Source organism: Sphaerisporangium krabiense, from assembly GCF_014200435.1.
Classification (GTDB): domain Bacteria; phylum Actinomycetota; class Actinomycetes; order Streptosporangiales; family Streptosporangiaceae; genus Sphaerisporangium; species Sphaerisporangium krabiense.
The window spans coordinates 5,872,120-5,890,109 of record NZ_JACHBR010000001.1; the positions used below are offsets into that span (position 1 = coordinate 5,872,120).

Annotated in this window: 15 protein-coding genes; 7 read left to right on the forward strand and 8 right to left on the reverse strand. The window is 73.0% G+C overall.

Features of this window, described 5'->3' with window-relative positions:
* The first annotated feature begins 12 nt into the window (after nucleotides 1-12).
* The 4 genes from aroH to der all read left to right on the forward strand — a co-directional run bounded on the left by aroH (nucleotide 13) and on the right by der (nucleotide 3,741).
* Nucleotides 13-372 carry a chorismate mutase gene (gene aroH / locus BJ981_RS25655; protein ID WP_184614508.1) on the forward strand — a complete coding sequence of 120 codons (360 nt, stop codon included), beginning with the start codon at nucleotides 13-15 and terminating at the stop codon, nucleotides 370-372.
* Entirely contained in the window at nucleotides 369-1,475 is a 1,107-nt protein-coding gene (locus BJ981_RS25660) for a prephenate dehydrogenase (RefSeq protein WP_239139623.1), read from the forward strand. Before aroH ends, BJ981_RS25660 begins: the two co-directional genes overlap by 4 nt.
* A 79-nt stretch (nucleotides 1,476-1,554) precedes the next feature.
* The gene (cmk, locus tag BJ981_RS25665; protein WP_239139622.1) at nucleotides 1,555-2,211 is read left to right on the forward strand and encodes a (d)CMP kinase; all 657 of its coding nucleotides are present in this window, start codon (nucleotides 1,555-1,557) and stop codon (nucleotides 2,209-2,211) included.
* Nucleotides 2,212-2,316: 105 nt separating this feature from the next.
* Nucleotides 2,317-3,741, forward strand: coding sequence for a ribosome biogenesis GTPase Der (der, locus tag BJ981_RS25670; protein WP_184614512.1), 1,425 nt, complete (start codon nucleotides 2,317-2,319; stop codon nucleotides 3,739-3,741).
* A gap of 37 nt (nucleotides 3,742-3,778) precedes the next feature.
* Here the strand turns inward: der and BJ981_RS25675 are convergent, their stop codons facing one another.
* From BJ981_RS25675 to BJ981_RS25685, 3 genes are all read right to left on the reverse strand, one after another.
* Nucleotides 3,779-5,323, reverse strand: a complete 1,545-nt coding sequence (locus BJ981_RS25675) for an MFS transporter (protein WP_184614514.1) — start codon at nucleotides 5,321-5,323, stop codon at nucleotides 3,779-3,781.
* Nucleotides 5,324-5,623: 300 nt separating this feature from the next.
* Entirely contained in the window at nucleotides 5,624-6,346 is a 723-nt protein-coding gene (locus tag BJ981_RS25680) for an LppX_LprAFG lipoprotein (RefSeq protein WP_239139620.1), read from the reverse strand.
* A gap of 76 nt (nucleotides 6,347-6,422) precedes the next feature.
* Nucleotides 6,423-6,917, reverse strand: a complete 495-nt coding sequence (locus BJ981_RS25685) for a MarR family winged helix-turn-helix transcriptional regulator (protein ID WP_184614524.1) — start codon at nucleotides 6,915-6,917, stop codon at nucleotides 6,423-6,425.
* A 133-nt stretch (nucleotides 6,918-7,050) separates the two neighbouring features.
* Between BJ981_RS25685 and BJ981_RS25690 the strand changes: the two genes are divergently transcribed.
* On the forward strand, nucleotides 7,051-8,043 hold the full coding sequence (locus BJ981_RS25690) for a cation diffusion facilitator family transporter (RefSeq protein WP_184614526.1): 993 nt from the start codon (nucleotides 7,051-7,053) through the stop codon (nucleotides 8,041-8,043).
* 52 nt (nucleotides 8,044-8,095) lie between these two features.
* Here the strand turns inward: BJ981_RS25690 and BJ981_RS39385 are convergent, their stop codons facing one another.
* Nucleotides 8,096-9,454 carry an amidohydrolase family protein gene (locus BJ981_RS39385; RefSeq protein WP_184614528.1) on the reverse strand — a complete coding sequence of 453 codons (1,359 nt, stop codon included), beginning with the start codon at nucleotides 9,452-9,454 and terminating at the stop codon, nucleotides 8,096-8,098.
* A 148-nt stretch (nucleotides 9,455-9,602) separates the two neighbouring features.
* Nucleotides 9,603-10,997: an aminopeptidase P family protein gene (locus BJ981_RS25700; protein ID WP_184614530.1), complete on the reverse strand. Its 1,395-nt coding sequence runs from the start codon at nucleotides 10,995-10,997 to the stop codon at nucleotides 9,603-9,605.
* 181 nt (nucleotides 10,998-11,178) lie between these two features.
* Between BJ981_RS25700 and BJ981_RS25705 the strand changes: the two genes are divergently transcribed.
* Together BJ981_RS25705 and BJ981_RS25710 are read left to right on the forward strand one after the other, a co-directional pair.
* Entirely contained in the window at nucleotides 11,179-11,607 is a 429-nt protein-coding gene (locus tag BJ981_RS25705) for a CBS domain-containing protein (protein ID WP_184614532.1), read from the forward strand.
* Between the two features lie 175 nt (nucleotides 11,608-11,782).
* Nucleotides 11,783-11,992 carry a hypothetical protein gene (locus BJ981_RS25710; protein WP_184614534.1) on the forward strand — a complete coding sequence of 70 codons (210 nt, stop codon included), beginning with the start codon at nucleotides 11,783-11,785 and terminating at the stop codon, nucleotides 11,990-11,992.
* A gap of 69 nt (nucleotides 11,993-12,061) precedes the next feature.
* Here BJ981_RS25710 and BJ981_RS25715 read toward each other — a convergent pair whose 3' ends face one another.
* Genes BJ981_RS25715 through BJ981_RS25725 form a run of 3 tightly spaced genes read right to left on the reverse strand, consistent with a single transcriptional unit; the run spans nucleotide 12,062 to nucleotide 17,838 of the window.
* On the reverse strand, nucleotides 12,062-12,958 hold the full coding sequence (locus BJ981_RS25715) for a trypsin-like serine peptidase (RefSeq protein ID WP_184614536.1): 897 nt from the start codon (nucleotides 12,956-12,958) through the stop codon (nucleotides 12,062-12,064).
* 10 nt (nucleotides 12,959-12,968) lie between these two features.
* Nucleotides 12,969-17,468: a caspase, EACC1-associated type gene (locus BJ981_RS25720; RefSeq protein WP_184614538.1), complete on the reverse strand. Its 4,500-nt coding sequence runs from the start codon at nucleotides 17,466-17,468 to the stop codon at nucleotides 12,969-12,971.
* Complete coding sequence (locus tag BJ981_RS25725; protein WP_184614540.1) at nucleotides 17,461-17,838, reverse strand: effector-associated constant component EACC1; 378 nt, start codon at nucleotides 17,836-17,838, stop codon at nucleotides 17,461-17,463. Before BJ981_RS25725 ends, BJ981_RS25720 begins: the two co-directional genes overlap by 8 nt.
* Nucleotides 17,839-17,990: the final 152 nt, after the last annotated feature.

Consider the following 17,990-nt stretch of genomic DNA (forward strand, 5'->3'; position numbering starts at 1 on the left):
AAAGGAAATGCCATGGTGCGCGCGGTCCGGGGCGCCGTCCAGGTCGAGGCCGACACGCGGGAGGCCATCCTGGCGGGGGTGACCGAGCTGGTCACCGCGGTCATGGAGCGCAACGCCCTGACCACCGACGACGTGATCAGCGTGATCTTCACCGCCACGCCGGACCTCACCTCCGAGTTCCCGGCCCTGGCCGCGCGCAAGCTCGGCTTCCACGACGTGCCGCTGATCTGCGCGAGCGAGATCGACGTGCCGGGCGCGCTGCCCCGCGTGGTGCGCCTGATGGCCCACATCGAGACGGCCAGGCCCCGGCAGGAGATCCAGCACGTCTACCTCAAGGGCGCGGCCGCGCTGAGGGTGGACATCGCGCAGTGAACGCCGAGCCCCGGGCCATCGAGACCGTGCTGATCGTCGGCACGGGCCTCATCGGCACGTCCGTCGCCCTCGCGCTGCGCGAGCACGGGGTGACGGTCGCGCTCGCCGACCGCGATCCCGCGGCCGTGCGCCTGGCCAGCGAGCTCGGCGCGGGCGCCGCGTGGTCCCAGGACGGCCCGCCCGTCGATCTTGCGGTGATCGCCGTGCCGCCGCAGTACGTGGCCCAGTGGCTGCTCGACCTGCAGAAGACCGGCGCCGCCCGGTTCTACACCGACGTGGCCAGCGTCAAGGCCCTGCCCATCGCCCAGGCGGCCGCGCTCGGCTGCGACATGTCCAGCTACGTCGCCGGGCACCCGCTCGCCGGGCGGGAGCGCTCCGGCCCGGCCGCGGCGCGCGCCGACATCTTCCTCGGCCGCCCGTGGGCGTACTGCCCGGCTCCCGAGTCCGCGCCCGAGGCGGTCGCGGCGGTGCTGTCGCTGATCGATCTGTGCGGGGCCAACCCCGTGCCGGTCGAGCCGTCCGCGCACGACGAGGCCGTGGCCCTGGTCTCCCACGCCCCGCACGTCGCCGCCTCCGCGGTCGCGGCCCGGCTGGCCGAGGCGTCGGAGACGGCGCTCGGCCTGGCGGGGCCGGGCGTGCGGGACGTGACGCGCGTCGCCGGGGGCGACCCCCGGCTGTGGACGGTGATCCTGTCGGGCAACGCCCGCCCGGTGGCCGAGGTCCTGGAGGCGGTCGCCGACGACCTGCACGCCGCCGCGCGGGCGCTGCGGGAGGTCGCGGTGGGCGACGGCGCCCAGGCGGGCCCGGCGATCGGCGAGGTCACCGACCTGCTGCGGCGCGGCAACACCGGCCAGAGCAGGATCCCCGGCAAGCACGGCGGCCCCCCGAGGTCGTACGCCGTGGTGCAGGTGCTGGTCGGCGACCGTCCCGGCGAGCTGGCCCGCCTGTTCCAGGTGGCCAAGGACGCCGGGGTCAACATCGAGGACGTCCGCCTGGAGCACGCTCCCGGCCTCCCGCTGGGCGCCGCCGAGCTGTCGGTGCAGCCCGAGGCGGCCGAGGCGCTGGCCGAGGCGCTGCGCGCGCACGGCTGGCACGTGCCCTAGGCCGTCGATGCCCGGGTGGCGGAGGATTCCCGGTACCCTCTTTGCGGACAACTCAATCGGGAGGGCGGAGGGAGATGCCGTGACCGCACTGGTCGTCGCCATGGACGGTCCTTCGGGGTCGGGCAAGTCGAGCGCCTCGCGCGGAGTCGCGCGCGCGCTCGGGCTTCGCTATCTCGACACCGGGGCGATGTACCGTGCGATCACCTGGTGGATGCTGGAGCACGGCGTCGAGGTCGGCGATCCGGCGGCCGTGGCCGCCCGCGCCGGCGAACCCGCGCTCACCATCGCCACCGACCCCGACGCCCCTGGCGTCACGGTCGACGGGCGCGAGGTGTCCGCCGAGATCCGCACCCACGAGGTCACCTCCGCCGTGTCCGCGGTGAGCGCCGTCCCCGAGGTCCGCGCCCGGCTGGTCGCCGAGCAGCGCGCCCTCATCGACGGCGGCGACATCGTCGTGGAGGGGCGGGACATCGGCTCGGTCGTGGCTCCCGGCGCGCCGGTCAAGGTCTACCTGACGGCGAGCCCGGAGGCCCGCGCCCGGCGCCGCAGCGCCGAGCTCACCGGCACGACGGTCGAGGCGCAGCGCCTGGCGATGGCCCGGCGCGACACCCTCGACTCCACCCGCAAGGCCGACCCTCTGGTGATGGCGGCCGACGCGGTCGAACTGGACACCACGGAGCTCAACCTGGACGAGGTCATCTCCGAGGTGCTTCGACTCGTGAAGGAGCGCACCTGACCCGTGGCCCGCGCGGGCCCCGTCAGGGCGCCCCGGCCCGCCGGTGAACCGGCGCGCCGAGGGCTGCGCCAAGGACTGTGCCAAGGACAACGGAACGGACGTGACGTGACGGGGGAGTACGAGGACGAGGGCGGCTGGATCGCCGCCCACCTCGCCGAATTCGAGGAGGACGGCGCCACGCCGGAGGCGGAGCCGGATTCCGGCCCCCTGCCGGTCGTCGCCGTGGTGGGCCGCCCCAACGTGGGCAAGTCCACTTTGGTCAACCGCATCATCGGGCGCCGTGAGGCCGTCGTCGAGGACGTCCCGGGCGTCACGCGCGACCGCGTGACCTACGAAGGGCTCTGGCGGGGCCGCAGGTTCACGCTGGTCGACACCGGTGGCTGGGACCCCGAGGCCACCGGCATGGGGCTGCGCATCGCCGAGCAGGCCCAGGTCGCGGTGGAGCTGGCCGACGTGATCCTGTTCGTGGTGGACGCCACGGTCGGGGTGACCGACGCCGACGAGACCGTGGCGTCGGTGCTGCGCCGCTCGGGCAAGCCGCTCGTGCTGGCCGCCAACAAGGTGGACGACCAGCGGCAGGAGCTGGAGGCCGCGGCGCTGTGGTCGCTCGGCCTCGGCGAGCCACAGCCGGTCTCGGCCCTGCACGGCCGCTCCAGCGGCGACCTGCTGGACGTCCTGCTGGACAAGATGCCCGAGGCGCCGCCGCAGCGGTTCGCCGCCGAGCGCGGCCCGCGCAGGATCGCCCTGGTCGGCAAGCCGAACGTCGGCAAGTCGTCGCTGCTCAACAAGCTCGCCGGCGAGGAGCGCGTGCTGGTCGACCCCATGGCGGGCACCACCCGCGACCCGGTGGACGAGCTGGTCGAGCTGGGCGGCAAGACCTGGCGTTTCGTCGACACCGCGGGCATCCGCCGCCGGGAGCGCCAGCTCCAGGGCGCCGACTTCTACGCGGGCATGCGCACCAAGGCCGCGCTGGAGCGGTCCGAGGTCGCCGTCGTGCTCATCGACGCCTCCGAGGTGCTCACCGAGCAGGACCTGCGCATCATCAGCATGGTGATCGAGTCGGGGCGCGCCATGGTGGTGGCGTTCAACAAGTGGGACCTGGTGGACGAGGACCGCCGGTACTACCTGGAGAAAGAGATCGACCGCCAGCTCGTCCGCGTGCCGTGGGCGCTGCGCGTGAACATCTCCGCCAAGACCGGGCGGCACGTCGACCGCCTCGTCCCGGCGATCGAGCGCGCCCTGGAGTCGTGGACGACCCGCGTCCCCACCGCCCGGCTCAACGCCTTCCTGTCGGAGCTCATCGCGGCCACTCCGCCGCCCGTGCGCGGCGGCAAGCAGCCCAAGATCCTGTTCGCGACGCAGGCGTCGACCGAGCCGCCCAAGTTCGTGCTGTTCACCTCCGGCTTCCTGGAGGAGACCTACCGGCGCTTCCTGGAACGCCGCATCCGCGAGGAGTTCGGCTTCGCGGGCTCGCCGCTGGAGGTCACCATGAGGATCCGCGACAAGCGGGGCGCCGCGAAGAAGAAGTGACGCCGACCGCGCCCCCCGCGAAGGGGGGCGCGGGCCTTCACGTCCGCTCGCGCCGCCGTCCCGGCAGGGTGAGGGCCGCCAGCGCGCCGGCCGCGCAGACGACCGCGGTGAGCAGGAAGATCTCGGTGTACTCCTGGTGCAGCGCCCGGGTGACCTCGGCGGTGTAGGCGGCCAGGCGCCGGGCGTACTCGGCGGGTTCCACGCCGAACGGCAGCGGCGTGTCCAGCCCGGCCGTCAGCGACTGGAAGCGGTGGAACCCCCACGCCGACAGCGCGGCGACGCCGAGCAGCATGCCCATCATGCGCGCCACCACCACCGCCGCCGAGACCAGCCCGTGCCGGTCGGCCGGGCTGAGGCGCAGCACGGCCGAGGACACCGGCGCGATCACCAGGCCCAGCCCGAGCCCGGCGACGGCCAGGTCCACATCGGTGCGGGCCAGGCCCAGGGGATAGTGGGCGTCGGCGAGCGCCACCGGCCACTGCGAGATCAGGACGTACCCGGCGGTGGCCAGCGCCATCCCGGCCACGGCCACAGCCCGCTCGCCGAAGCGGCGCACCAGCGGGCCGCCCGCGAACGCCGTCACGGCCAGCGCGACCAGGAACCGCGACAGCACCAGGGCTCCGCCCACGGCGTCCCTGCCGAGCAGGGTCTGCGCGACGAGCTGCGCGTCCACCAGCGTCACCAGCAGCGCGGCCCCGGCCAGGAAGCTCGTCACCAGGGCCCCGGAGAACGGCAGGCGCCGCACGCCGCTCATGTCCAGCAGCCGGACCGGGGCGCGCCGCTCCCACAGCACGAACGCCACGCCCACCGCCAGGCCCGCCCCGATCGCGGCCGGGCCCCACGCGGGCAGGGCCGCCTTGTCCGGCTCGGGGTTGTAGAGCCCGGCCACGAGCAGGCCGAGGGCCAGCGCGAGCAGCAGTCCGCCGACCACGTCGATCCGGACCCGGCCCGCGCCGCGTCCACCGGTCTCAGCGCCGGTCCCTGGGCCGGTCTTGGCGCCGGACCCGGGGCCGGTGCCTGGACCGGTCTTGGCTCCCGATCCGGGGCCGGTCCCGGGCAGCGTCCGGTGGACGGCCACGGCGGCGAGCAGGGCCAGGGGGATGTTGATCCAGAAGATGCCGCGCCAGCCGATCGCGGCGGCGACCCCGGCGCCGTACAGGGGGCCGAGGACGCTGCCGAGCTCCTGGGCCGCGCCGACGGCGCCGAGCGCGATCGGGCGGGCGCGCTCGTCCCACAGGTCGCCGATCAGCGCCATGGTGATCGGGAGCAGCGCGCCCCCGGCGATGCCCTGCAGGGTGCGGCCCGCCGTCAGCAGGGGGATCGAGCCCGCGAGCGCCGTCACGGCCGAGCCCGCCGCGAAGCCCGCCAGGCACGCCTGGACGAGCGGCCTGCGGCCGTACCGGTCCGACAGGCGGCCGAGCAGCGGCATCGCGGCGACGTACCCGAGCAGGAAGCCGGTGACGACCGGGGTGACGCGCTCCAGGTGGTTGACCGGCACCCCGGCGTCCTTGGCGATGTCCACCAGCACGGTGACCACGACGTAGGCGTCCAGGGCGGCGAGCAGCACCGCCGCCCCGCCCACCCCGAGCGCCGCCCGCCGGGCCGCGGCACGCGAGGGGAAGCCGTCCCCACGAGGCGGCTCACCCTGCGCGGAAGGCTCACCCGGCGTGGGGGGCTTACCCTGCGCGGAAGGCTCACCCGGCGTGGGGGGCTTACCCTGCGCGGAAGGCTCACCCGGCGTGAGCGGACCATCGTGCGGGGGCGTGCCCTCCTGAGGGAGTGTGCCCTCCTGTGAGGGCAGGCCGTGCTGCGGGGCCGGGTCGCCGGAGGGGCGGACGGCGTCGTGCGGGGCGCCGCCCGGTGCGGAGGGGCTCGTCATCGGCTACGTCGCCGGCGTGGCGATCGTGACCGGCGCGTCGTAGTCGGTCAGCGTGACCAGGACCGTGCCGGAGTTCGCCCCCTCGGAGATCGGCAGGCTCGCCTTCACCAGCCGCCCGCTCGCCGTGTCCACCCACAACGTGCCCTTGACCTCCTGCCGCACGCCCGGCACCACGGCGGTGACCACGTCCCGGGGCAGCGTGGCCGCGACCCGGTAGGCGCGCGAGCCCTCGACGTCCTCCGCGGCCTCGGTGGTGGCCCCGGTCGCGCCGGACAGCAGCCGCGCCACCCCCTTGTCGGGGTCGAGGATGGCCGACGGGTCGTAGATCTGCGCGAGCTGCGCCCGGGTCATGGTCTGGTACCCGCCGGTCGGGCCCTTGAAGTAGACGGTGTCGCCGGTCAGCACGAACGCGAGCTCCTGCAGCATGCCGAGCACCTCGATCTGGACCGTGCCCTTGGCGTCCCCCTTGGTGATCAGCGAGCCCTCGGCGCGCTTGAGCGGGACGGGCGGCTTGCCCTCGGTGGCGATCGCGAACGCCACGCTCTTGACCGACCGCATGGCCTCGGCCGACCTCTTCATGAGGTCGGGCCCGGCGGGCAGCTCGGCCTGCGACGAGCAGGCGGCGGCCAGGCAGAGCGCGGCCAGCAACGTCACGAGCGCGCGGACACGAGGAGTGCGCCGCCTGGCTGCGGGCGACGTCGGCGATTCAGCGGACCTGTTCGACACAGCCGGGATGCTAGCCACCATTCCCGGGTCCGCAGCCCTGTTCGCGGGTATCGGTTCGGGATCGCTCCAGGACCGGCTAGGCGCGCTCCTCGGCCCGCAACTTCAGCAGATGCGCCACGACCGGGGCGTAGGCGGCCTCCAGGGCCTCGATCAGCTCGGGGGCGAGCCGGTCGATGAAGTGGTAGCGGACGTTGGCGACGTGCGTGGGGGCGACCCGCTGGATCGTCTCCCAGCCGTGCTCGGTCAGCACGGCGAACGTGCCGCGCCGGTCGTCGGCGCAGCTCTCCCGGCAGACCAGGGAGGACGCCTCCATGCGGGCGATCTGGTGCGACAGGCGGCTCCTGGACTGGATCGTCGCCTCGGCCAGGTCGCTCATGCGCATGCGGTGCCCGGGGCTCTCCGACAGGTTGACCAGGATCTCGTAGTCGTTGATCGACAGCCCGAACTCCTGGAGCTCCCGGTCGAGCCGGTGTTCGAGGAGCTTGTGCGCGGACAGGTGCGCCCGCCAGGCACGCTGCTCACCGCTGCTCAGCCAGTGGTGGTCGAGTTCATCGGATTCCGCCGTGCTCATAGATGATCTATCTCTCGGGACTCCGCGGAACGAAGTGCGGTGGGTGGTGCGCTGCTTACCCCATTGTGACTGATGGAGGAGCTTTTCCGTGCCGAACAGATAACGAACGACAGCGCGGGGCAGGAGCCGCGAAATGAACGACGGACAGACCGCCGGCGCGGCGCGGCGGAACGGCGGCAAGGAAAGCTTCCTCACCGTTCTGGTCGCCGCCGGTGTCAACCTGGCGATCGCGGTGGCCAAGTTCGTGGCCGGGCTGCTCAGCGGCTCCTCCGCGATGCTGTCGGAGGCGGCGCACTCGGCCGCCGACACCGTGACCGAGATCCTCCTGCTGCTGTCGGTGCGGCGCGCCGAGAAGCCCGCCGACCCCCGCCACCCCTTCGGCTACGGCAAGGCCGGGTTCTTCTGGGCGCTCATGGCCGCCGGGGCCACGCTGGTCATCGGCGCCGGGTTCTCCATGACGCACGGCGTGCAGACGATCAGGGAGGGCGAGGAGCTCGGCGACCTGCGCGTCTCCTTCGCCGTCCTCGCCATCTCGTTCGTCCTGGAGGCGATCTCCTTCCTGCGCGCCCTGCACCAGGTGCGCGGCGAGGCGCGCCGCCTGCGCGTCAGCCCCGGCCGGTACGTCGCCCGGACCGCCGACACCGCCGTCAAGGCCGTGGTGTTCGAGGACGCCGCGGCGCTGGCCGGCATCCTGATCGCGGCGCTCGGCCTGGTCGGCGCCCTGCTCACCGGGTCCGCGCTGTGGGACGGCCTGGCCTCGGTGGTGATCGGCCTGCTGCTGCTCGGCGTCGCGCTGCACCTGATCCGCGCCAACGCCTCGCTGCTGATCGGCCAGGCGGCCTCGCCGCGGCTGCGCGAGGCGATCGAGGACGAGCTGACCTCCCACGACGAGGTCAGCCAGGTGGTCGAGCTGCTGACGATGATGCTCGGGCCCAACGACGTGCTGGTCGCCGCGAAGGTCGACTTCGTGGACGAGTGCACGGGCGCGCGCCTGGAGGCGGCGGCCGACCGGATGGAGAGCCGCCTGATGGAGCGCTTCCCCCGGGTCAGCCACGTCTTCCTCGACCCCACGCCCGGCCGCGCCGCCGGCACGGTCTCCCCGCCGCTCGCCGGCGGGGAGACCTGACCGGCGCCGCGCCGGCCTCACCGGTGGCCGGGGACGGCTTTCCTGGCGCCGGTCACGCCTGCTCGTCGCCGAAGCCGGACGCCATGCCGTCCAGTTCCGCGCGGTCGAAGAGCCTGCCGCCGTGGACGAGCGCCCGGATCCTCCGCGTATTCCCGATCTCGCGCAGCGGGTCGCCGTCCAGGAGGAGCAGGTCGGCGGCCTTGCCCGCCTCGACGCTGCCGAAGGCGCCGGTGACCCCGAGGAAGCGGGCCGGGTTCCAGGTGGCCGCGCGCAGCGCCGCGAGCGGCGTCAGGCCCGCGCGGACCAGCAGCTCCAGCTCGTCGTGCAGGCTGAACCCGGGCACGAAGGTGTCGGTGCCCGCCAGCAGGTCCACCCCCGCCTCGTCCAGGTCGCCGGTCACCTGGAGCTGGCGGTCGAAGAGGTCCCGGTTGCGCGCCCGCCGCTGCGGGTCGCCGCCCCACGCCCGGTGCGAGGTCCACGCGTCCCGCAGGCCGGGCTCGATGTAGGGGAGGTAGCCCTCCAGCGGGAAGTCGTCGCCGCCCGCGAAGGCCATCGCCTGGAGCGCGGCCAGCGTGGGGACGTGCCAGGTCTCGTTCCCGGTGAACGTCTCGTACAGGGCGGCGGCCCGCGCCGGGTCGGTGGAGGCGGCCGCGGCCGGGAGGACCTCGGAGAAGACCCGGAAGATCGCGGCCATGTCCGTGCCGTCGACCGCGGCGACCTCGCCGCGCAGCTCGGCCGCCCGGGCCGAGGTGTCCAGGAAGATCCCTTCCAGGTGTTCGATGCTGCGCTGCCCGGCGGAGGCCGCCTCGGCGGCCGTGACCCCGAACGGCACGTGCCCGGCGAAGGTGATGCCGAGTTTCGCGGCCTCGTCGGCGAGCGCGAAGTAGGCGTCCCGCGGCAGGAGGCTGTAGACCTTGAGGAAGTCGGCGCCTTCGTCCACGCTCGTCCGCACCGCCTCCCTGGCCTCCCGCTCGGTGCCGGCCGCGATCGAGTTCGGCCGCATCGGGTTCGGGCCGTCGATGATGCGGCTGGCGACCACCGTGCGCGGGGCGAGCAACTCTCCGCGCGTGAGCCGGTCGCGCCATTCGGTGTGGACGGGCGCCGCGCCCATGTGGCGGATGCCGGTGACACCGTTGGCGAGGAACAGCGGCAGGCGGCTCTCGTCGAACACGTGGACGTGCATGTCCCACAGGCCCGGGATGACGTGCGCGCCGCGCGCGTCCACCACGCGCGTGCCGGGCGGGAGCGGGGGCCGCGTGCCCACCGCCGTGATGAGGCCGTCCGCCACGACCACGGTCGTGTCGGGGAGGGACGGGCCTCCGGTCGTGTCGACCACCGTGACCCCGGTCAGGGCGAGCGGGGCGTCAGGGGCTCCGCTCTGCGACAGAAGCGATTGCTGTAAGGAGTTCACGAAGATTATTTGATCATTCTCGGGCCGGTACACCGACGCCACCGGGCCCGTACGGCCGCCGGCCGGCGCCCCCACGGCGTCGCCGGCCGGTGAACCGCCGCGAACAGGCGGGGACCGGGGCGGACGGCGCCCCGGTCCCCGCGTCCGCTCAGCCGCTCAGGGCGGCCATCCAGGACTCGATCTCGTCCGGGTGGCGCGGCAGGCCGGACGACATCAGGCGGGCGCCGTGCTCGGTGATCACCAGGTCGTCCTCGATGCGCACGCCGATGCCGCGCAGCTCCGGCGGCAGCGTCAGGTCGTCCGGCTGCAGGTACAGGCCCGGCTCCACGGTGAGCACCTGGCCCGCCTCCAGCACCCCGTCCAGGTACGCCGAGGCGCGGGCCTTGGCGCAGTCGTGGACGTCCAGGCCGAGCATGTGCCCGCTGCTGCACAGCGTGTACCGCCGGTGCAGGTCGCCGTCCGCGTGCGGTAGCACGCCCCACTCGCGCAGCCCTTCGGCGATCACCGCCATCGCGGCCCGGTGGAAGTCGCGGAAGCGCGCGCCCGGCCGCAGCGCCGCGATGCCCGCCTCCTGCGCCGCGTACACCAGCTCGTACACCTGCCGCTGGACCGGGCTGAACCGGCCGGACAGCGGCAGGGTGCGGGTGATGTCGGCGGTGTAGAGCTCGTCGGTCTCCACGCCCGCGTCGAGCAGCAGCAGCTCGTCCCGGTTCAGCCGCCCGTCGTTGCGGATCCAGTGCAGCACGCAGGCGTGCGCGCCGGAGGCGGCGATGGTCTCGTAGCCGGTGGCGTTGCCCTCCAGCCGGGCCCGCAGCCCGAACACGCCCTCGACGTAGCGCTCGCCGCGCGGGTGGGCGAGCGCCTGCGGCAGGGCGCGCACGACGTCCTCGAAGCCGCGGACCGAGGCGTCCACGGCGTGCTGCAGCTCGGCGACCTCCCACTCGTCCTTGACCAGGCGCGTCTCCGACAGGAACGCGGCCAGCTCGCCGTCCCCCTCGTGCGGGGTCACCCGGGCGTCCACGGAGTCGTCCACGCCGCGCAGCACCCGCGCGGGCCCGGTCAGCGCCTCGGACAGGCGGCCGATCGGCGCGCACTCGATCTGGTACAGCGTCTCGGCCTCGGCGAGGGTGGGCCGCGCGCCGACCCAGAACTCGCCGTACCTGCGGTCGCGGAAGAACTCCTGTCCGGCCGCGCCGTCGGCGGAGCGCGGCGAGCGGGGGCGGGTGAACAGCGTGGCGTGGCCGTCCGGGGCGATGACGAGCACGTCGTCCGGCTCGCGCCCGGCGGTGAGGTAGGAGAACGCGCTGTGCGTGCGGAAGCGGTAGTCGGAGTCGTTGCTGCGCACCTTGAGCGTGCCCGAGGGGATGACGAGCCGTTCGCCGGGGAACCGCTGGGCCAGGGCGGCGCGCCGCTTGGCGGTGTAGGCGGCGAGGGGGAGCGGGGCGTGGGTGGTCTCGCTCTCCTCCCAGCCGGTGGTCATGAACGCGGCCAGAGCATCGGAGAAGGGCAGGTCGTGGCTGCCGGTGTTCAGCTGATCGCTCATCGCAGTCCTTGGGAGAGGTAGTGGTATGTGGCATGTTACTCATGGCGGGCCTTCCGGGAAGAGCCCCTGATTTGGGTCCCCCTCACCCTCGCGGCTTTACCGCGCCGCGCGCTTAACGTTGACCGCAGGTGGGGAAGTCAGAGGTACTCTCCGGGTTCCCCAGCATCACGAGGTGATGTCGATGCTCATCAGCGCGATCCTGCGGCACAAGGGAAGCACGGTCGCCACCGTCCGCCCCCAGGCCACGGTGACCGAACTGCTCGCCACCCTCTACGACAACAACATCGGCGCCGTGGTGGTGTCGGAGGACGGCATGTCCATCCTCGGCATCGTCTCCGAACGCGACGTCGTGCGCCGCCTCCACCAGAACGGCCCCGAGGTCCTCGCCGAGCCCGTGTCCGCCATCATGACCACTCCCGTCCGCACCTGCGAGCCGGACGCCGACGCCGGCGACCTCCGCAAGACCATGACCGACCACCGCATCCGCCACGTCCCCGTCCTCAGCGACGGCCGCCTCGCCGGCATCGTCAGCATCGGCGACGTCGTCAAGAGCGCCATCGAGGAGCTGGAGGCCGAAAAGGCCCACCTCGTCGACTACCTCCACGGCTGACCCCCGCCTCCATCCACACCGCCTCGCGGCACCGCCCCATCGACACCGCCGGTAGGTGACGCCCCGTCGGTACCCCGGTACATGACGCCTTGCGGTACCGGCCCGTCCGTACCGGCCGACCCCGCCGACGCGGCCTCCCGAAAACCCGTGAGGCCGCGAGATGAAGGAGCGTGCGGTGACCAGAACCGCTTTCATCGTCGGCATCTCCATCCCGATGCCCGACTTCCGCGCCCACCTGACCACCGTCCCGGGCGCGGAGTTCCTCCGCGAACTCCCACCCGCCCGCGCCGTCGTGGCCGTCCCCTCGCGCGAAGCGGCCAGGGCCCTGGCCCGCCTCGACGGCGTCACCTGGGTTCGCGAGGACCGCCCGGAGCGTCTCCTGTGAGTCGATCGGGCGCGGGGTCGCGGGGAAGGGCCGGACGGTGCGCGGTCAGGGTCGCGGTCAGGGTCGCGGTCAGTCGTCGAACGTTTCGGGGAACGTGGAGAGGGATGGACGCCCGCTCCATTCCTTGGTGGCGCTCAGGTAGAGGTCGTGCGCCTCGTCGTCGAAGTAGGGATACAGCATCGCGTCCACGCGATGGTCTTCTGTGATGTCGACGATGCTCCCCATCACGCCCGTGACGTATCCGCGTCCGGTCCCAGGGGTGTAGCGGACGAGCACCGGTCCGCCGATCGCCTGCCGGCTCAGGTCGCACTTGATTCCCACTGCCACTTCGACGGCGGGGAAGCTTTGGCCGTGGCATGCTTGGAGCCGCCCGCCGGGAAGCAGATAGGGCTGGCCTTGCGGGCTTTCGGCGTAGCCGAACCCGGAAACGGGTTCGGCTAGTCTGCGATCCCAGGTGAATCCCAGACCTCCTACGTTGTCCCCGAGCCTTCCTACGTCCTTGGGGCGTCCCGCGGCATCGGCATCTATTCCATCGTAGACGGTGACGAAGGCGTAATTATAGGTGGCCTTTCTCGGATTTCGAAGGAAGCGGTGGTGAACGTAGACGCTCTTGAGCACGTACTGCCCATAGGGCGCCTTACCGGCGTCGTACCCTGGAACGAAGATCATATTGTCGAATGTCCTGCCGCTCCTGAAGTCGAAGACGCAGTCCGCCGTTGTGATGATCAGGTTCTTGTTCGGCGAGGACAGAGAGCTCGCCATGCAGCTCAGCTCTTGTCTCCCCTGCGTGCCGAACAGCCGTCCGACGGCGGGCAGTTCCCCGAAGCCATGGGCGGTGGGAGAGACGGCGGCCCTCGGCTCGCTCGACGCCCCGGACCGTGGGACGCCCGCGGACGGGATGGACATCACAGATATCAGGGCGCCGAGCGCCCACAAGAGCGAGGCGACTTTGTGCCGGTGCCGCATGTGCGTCCTTTCATGACCCCGACTTCGTGCCACAGGATTCCTGAACCGGTTCTCCGGAAAGGTATTGGTTCCACTCGTCTTCTCTGAGCGAACGCCCGGTGATCGCGCAGATGGCCGCGTACGGATGGGCAGGCAGGCCGACGTCCCACAGACGGACGGTCCCGTCCCGGCCCGCCGTGGCGAGCCTGCGCCGGTCCGAGCCGAACGCGACCGCCCACACCGTCCCGTGGTGGCCGCGTAGGGGTGGGCCGATCTGCTGGTGAGTGGCGGTGTCCCACAATCGCGCTGTTCCGTCCTTCCCCGCGGTCGCGAGCAGGGGGGCGTCGGCCTCTCCACGGTCTGGTGACCCTTGGCTCGGGCCGAACGCCACCGCCGTGACCGCCTTGTCATGACCGACGAGGGGCTGGAGTGTTTGGACGTATGTCCGCGTGTCCCAGAGCCGGACGGTGCCATCGGCGCTCGCGGCCGCCAACAGACGTCCGTCCGGGCTGAACGCGATCGCCGTGACACTCTGCAGGCCCTGCCCGGCCAGGGTGGTCAGCAGCCGGGGCGTCGCCACGTCCCACATCTCCACCCGGTCCTCGACGGCGACCGCCAGCACCCGTCCGTCGGGGCGGAATGCGAGGCCGCTGACCATTCCTGTGCGGGAACTCAAGGCTTCGCCGATCATGGTCCGGGTCGCCACGTCCCATAACCGCGTGCTGTCGTTGCTCGCCGCCGCCAGCGTGCGCCCGTCGGAGCTGAAGGCCACGGCGACGACTGAGCCGCCGCCCCGGGCCAGCACTCCGAGCGACCGGCGGGTGGCGACGTCCCACAGTCGCACGGTGTTGTCGTCGCCGGCGCTCGTGACCGTGCGTCCGTCCGGGCTGAACGCCACCGCCCGCACGCGGTCCTCGTGGCCGGCGATCGTCACGTCGCGCCGGTGGAGAACGTCCCACAGATGGACGGTCCCATCGGTGCCCGCCGTGGCCAGCGTGCCGTCCGGGCCGAACGCGAGACCGTTCACCGTGTGGCCGGTCAGCGGCCGGTCGATCTGGCGCAGGATCGCCACGTCCCACAGTTGGACGTCGTTGCCCGCGAGCGTCGCCAGGGTCCGGCCGTCAGGGCTCAGTGTCAGGCCGGCGAGACCGGATCTCCATTCGAAGGCAGGCGTCAGAGGCCGTGAGGTTCGGGCGTCCCACAGTTCGACGTCCTCGCCCCGGCCGGTGTTGACCACCACCTCCCCACCGGGACTTGTGGTCATGGACTCACGGAGGGCCCTCTCGCCGGGCAGGTCCCGCCCTGCCCGGCGGCCGTCGAGGCGCCAGAGGCGGGTCACGCCGCCGTCGGTGGCGGCGAGGGTCCGTCCGTCGGTGCTGAGCGCCACGGACGAGACCGCCTCGCCGCGCATGCGAAGGGGGTGCCCGACGGCACGCCCTGTGGCGCGGTTCCACAGCCGGATCTCACCGCTCCGGTCGCCGGCGGCCACCACGTCGCCGCTGAGGGCCACGGCCGTGAACGGCCGCGAGCCGGTGAGCGGCTCGCCGGTCTCGACGCGGGCCGTCGTGTCCCACAGGCGCACGGACTGGTCCGCGCCGGTGCTGGCGAGAACGCCGTCGCGGTCGAACGCGAGCGCGTAGACGGGAGCCGTGTGACCTTTCAGGGTCCCGGTGAGCGTTCGGGTGGCGGTGTCCCAGAGCCGGATGGTGACGTCCTCGCCGTTCTGGCCCCCGTCGGCGGTGGCGAGTGTCTGGCCGTCCGGGCTGAACGCGATCGCCCACACCGCGCCCGCGTGACCGGTGAGCGGGGGGTTCAGCACGCGATGCGTGGTGATGTCCCAGAGGCGGGCCGTGCCGTCGCGGCTCGCGGTGGCCAGATAGTGGCCGTCGGGGCTGAAGGCGGTCTGGGTCACCGGGGCGGTGTGGCCGGTGAGCGTCTGGCGCATGGGGCGGGCCAGGGCGTCGAGCATGCTGTGCCGTGCCTCGGGGGTGTGCGCGAACTTCCAGCCCGCCGCCGCGAGGAGCTGGGCGGCGCGGGGGTCGCTGACGGCGAGGCCGTCGCTCTTCGCCGAGAGTTGTCGGGACAGGATCGCCGCCTTCTGCGCCTCGACCTCGCCGCGGGCCTCGGACTCCTGGACGGCCGCGCGGACGGCGGCGCCCGCGCCCGCCAGGGCCGCCAGCAGGAGCCCGACCAGGCTCACGATGACCCCTCTGCGTATCCGTGCGGCGCGGCTCGCGGCGGCTTCGCTCGCGGCCAGGAACTCTTCCGTCAGCTCGTGCAGGGGCACGTCGTGCAGAGGAGGGCCGTCGAGGGACGGGCCGTCGGGGCGCGGGTCGTTCAGAGAGGCGTCGTCGAGGGGACGGTCGTGCAGGGGTGCGTCTTGGAGGGGCGGGGCGTTCAGCGGTGCGTCGTGACGGGGTGGGGTGCCCGTGAAGGCGGCCGTCCAGCTCGCACGGTTGGACGCCAAGGCCTCCAGCCGTCCGCCCGAATACAGGTAGTCCGGCTTGCGGTCCCTGTCGCGCCACGTGGCGGCGTCCTCGGACACCTGCTGGTAGGCGAGCAGGTCGCCGCGGCGGGCGTCGATCCAGTCGCGCAGCCGCGGCCAGTGGCGGAGCAGCGCCTCGTGGGTGATCTCGGCCGTGTCGTCGTCCACCGTGACGAGGCGCGCGGCGACCAGCTCGGCCAGGACGTGCCGGGCGGCGGCGCTCCCGGCGTCCGCGGGGGACGGCATCAGATCCGTGAGCCGCGCCTTCCGCCGGGTGTCCTCCGTTCCCTCGCCGAGCCGTACCAGGCGCAGCAGCAGGCGCCGGGCGATCGGCTCGCCCGAGGGGCCGAGACGGCGGACGGTGGCGTCGGCCGTCTGGGCGAGGGCGCCGGCGAGGCCGCCGGTCGCCTGGTACCCGGCCAAGGTGAGCACGCCACGCCGTCTGCGCTGCCAGGTGGCCAGCAGCGCGTGCGACAGAAGAGGCAGGACGCCGCCCGGCCCCGTGGCGGTCTTCCCCATGCCTCCGCAGTCCCGCAGGAGGAGGTCGGTGAGCCCGTCCTCCAGGACCAGACCCGCCCGCGCGGCGGGTCGCTCGATGACGGCCCGCAACCGCTCGCCGGTCATCGGCGGCACGACCTCGGCGTGTTTCAGCGCCTCGATGAGCTCTGGGTACGGGGCGCAGTGCCCGAAGAAGTCCGAACGCAGTCCGAGCACCACCGATACCTGCTCCGCCTCGCAGATCGCGCACAGCGCGCGGATGAAGGCGTCCCTCCCCACCTCCTCGGCTGGAGTGAACACGTCCTCGAACTGGTCGACGACCACCGCCAGGCGTGCAGGCCTGGCCCGTCGCCGGCCGCGGTCCCGCAGTGTCCCGGCCAGCGTCTCGGCGAGGCCGCCGGGCTCCCACACGATGGCCGCCCGCGCGTCCGCCTCAGGCATCCCGGCCATCGGTGAGAGCCGGCGGGCGAGTCGGCCGACGCAGTCCGGGCCCGGCGTCAGGTACAGCCACGCCACGTCGGCGCCGAGGTCGGCGGAGCCGAGGGCGGGCAGCAGGCCGGCGCGGAGCAGGGACGACTTGCCGGAGCCCGATGGGCCGGTGACGAGCAGGGGGCCCACGCCGGGGGCGTGCCGGGCGAGCCGCTCGACCAGGGTGCGGGTGAGGTCCTGGCGGCCGTAGAAGTACGGCGCGTCGCGGGGGCCGAACGACGACAGGCCCTGGTAGGGGCTGAATCGCTCGCCACCGGGAGCCGGGTCGGGGTCCTCCGGGTCGTCCGGCTCCGGAGGCCGGTAGGCCGCGTTCTCGACCAGTGGACGGCGGTCGATCCGGTCGGCCGCCTGGCGGCGCGGTGCGGGGAGCCCCGTGCCGTCCAGCTTCCTGACCAGGCAGTCGTAGACGTCGTCGATGGTCAGCGCGGCGGGTGCGGCGGGGTCGCCCTCGGTGAGGAGCCGGATGAACGCGCCGGAGAACGCCGTGTGCCGGGCGCCCGGCTCGGCGTACGCGCTCTCGTAGGAGTTGGTGGCGGTCAGCAGGTAGGCGCCCTCCCAGCGCGCGCCGGTGAAGGCGTCGGCCGCGCCGCCGCCGACATCGCCGTCCGCGAGCCCGGAGAAGCAGCAGTCGAGAATGATCACGATGAGCCGGGCCGGGCACTGGGACAGGACCTCCCGTACCACCGAGTAGGGGAGGGCCTGGTAACCTGCCGCGCCTTCGGTCAGGTCCATCGTGGCCGCGGTGGCCAGGTGGAGCTCCCCTGCGGGGCTGATGAGGCCGTGGCCGACGTAGTAGAACAAGAAGACGTCGGAAGCGTCCCGGGAGGCCGAACGCAGTACGGCGGCGAACTCCGCGGGGGTCGGCGCGTCCACCGAGGTCGAGATGTTCTCCGGGGCCGTGCCCGCGAGGGAGGTCAGGCAGTCGGCCAGGTCCGCGACGGTCGTCGGGACGGCGGGCAGGGAAGTGAGGCGTGATCCGGGGCCGTACGTGCCCGAGCCGGTGATCAGGATCCTGCTGGCCGTTGACGACAATAATCGCGTTTGTCCGGTGTCAGCCATCTTCGGTTTTTCGGGAAGCGTCAAGGGCTTCCGTGATCTGGGTGATGAGCGCGCGCAGTTCTTCGGGCGACAGTGATTTCACGCCTTTGCTGGTGATCTCCAGATGGTCCTCGCCTCGGGTCAGTTTGACCGTCACCTCGCCCGGCCGTGAATTGAGCCAGGCGATCACCATGCCGGACAGGCCGGCGAGCGCGCCGCCCGAGCCCACGACGACCTGGAGGATCTCGGGGATCGGGCCGAGCCTGCCCGGTGCGGGCGCCGCCTCGATGATGCGGGTGAGGCCCCGGAGCGCGGGTTGCCGGCCCGTCCAGGCGTGCAGGTCGCGGAGATGACCGGCGTCGCCGGTCTCGACCTCGATGATGAAGCTCATGTCCCTGGGTTTCCTCCCGTCGGCGCGTCGTCATTGTGACGGGGGAAGGCGTGACCGGGATGGCGAATCCGGGATATCGATCTGGTCACTCGATGAACCGGCGTCCGCCCTAAAAGGCGGAATAAAAGGGCGTATCACCGGAATAACGGGAT

Coding starts and splice junctions, on each gene's coding strand:
- BJ981_RS25720 (WP_184614538.1), bottom strand. CDS start 17,468: ATGGCTGACACCGGACAAACGCGATTATTGTCGTCAACGGCCAGCAGG.
- BJ981_RS25715 (WP_184614536.1), bottom strand. CDS start 12,958: ATGCGGCACCGGCACAAAGTCGCCTCGCTCTTGTGGGCGCTCGGCGCC.
- BJ981_RS25725 (WP_184614540.1), bottom strand. CDS start 17,838: ATGAGCTTCATCATCGAGGTCGAGACCGGCGACGCCGGTCATCTCCGC.
- aroH (WP_184614508.1), top strand. CDS start 13: ATGGTGCGCGCGGTCCGGGGCGCCGTCCAGGTCGAGGCCGACACGCGG.
- BJ981_RS25690 (WP_184614526.1), top strand. CDS start 7,051: ATGAACGACGGACAGACCGCCGGCGCGGCGCGGCGGAACGGCGGCAAG.
- BJ981_RS25685 (WP_184614524.1), bottom strand. CDS start 6,917: ATGAGCACGGCGGAATCCGATGAACTCGACCACCACTGGCTGAGCAGC.
- BJ981_RS25700 (WP_184614530.1), bottom strand. CDS start 10,997: ATGAGCGATCAGCTGAACACCGGCAGCCACGACCTGCCCTTCTCCGAT.
- BJ981_RS25705 (WP_184614532.1), top strand. CDS start 11,179: ATGCTCATCAGCGCGATCCTGCGGCACAAGGGAAGCACGGTCGCCACC.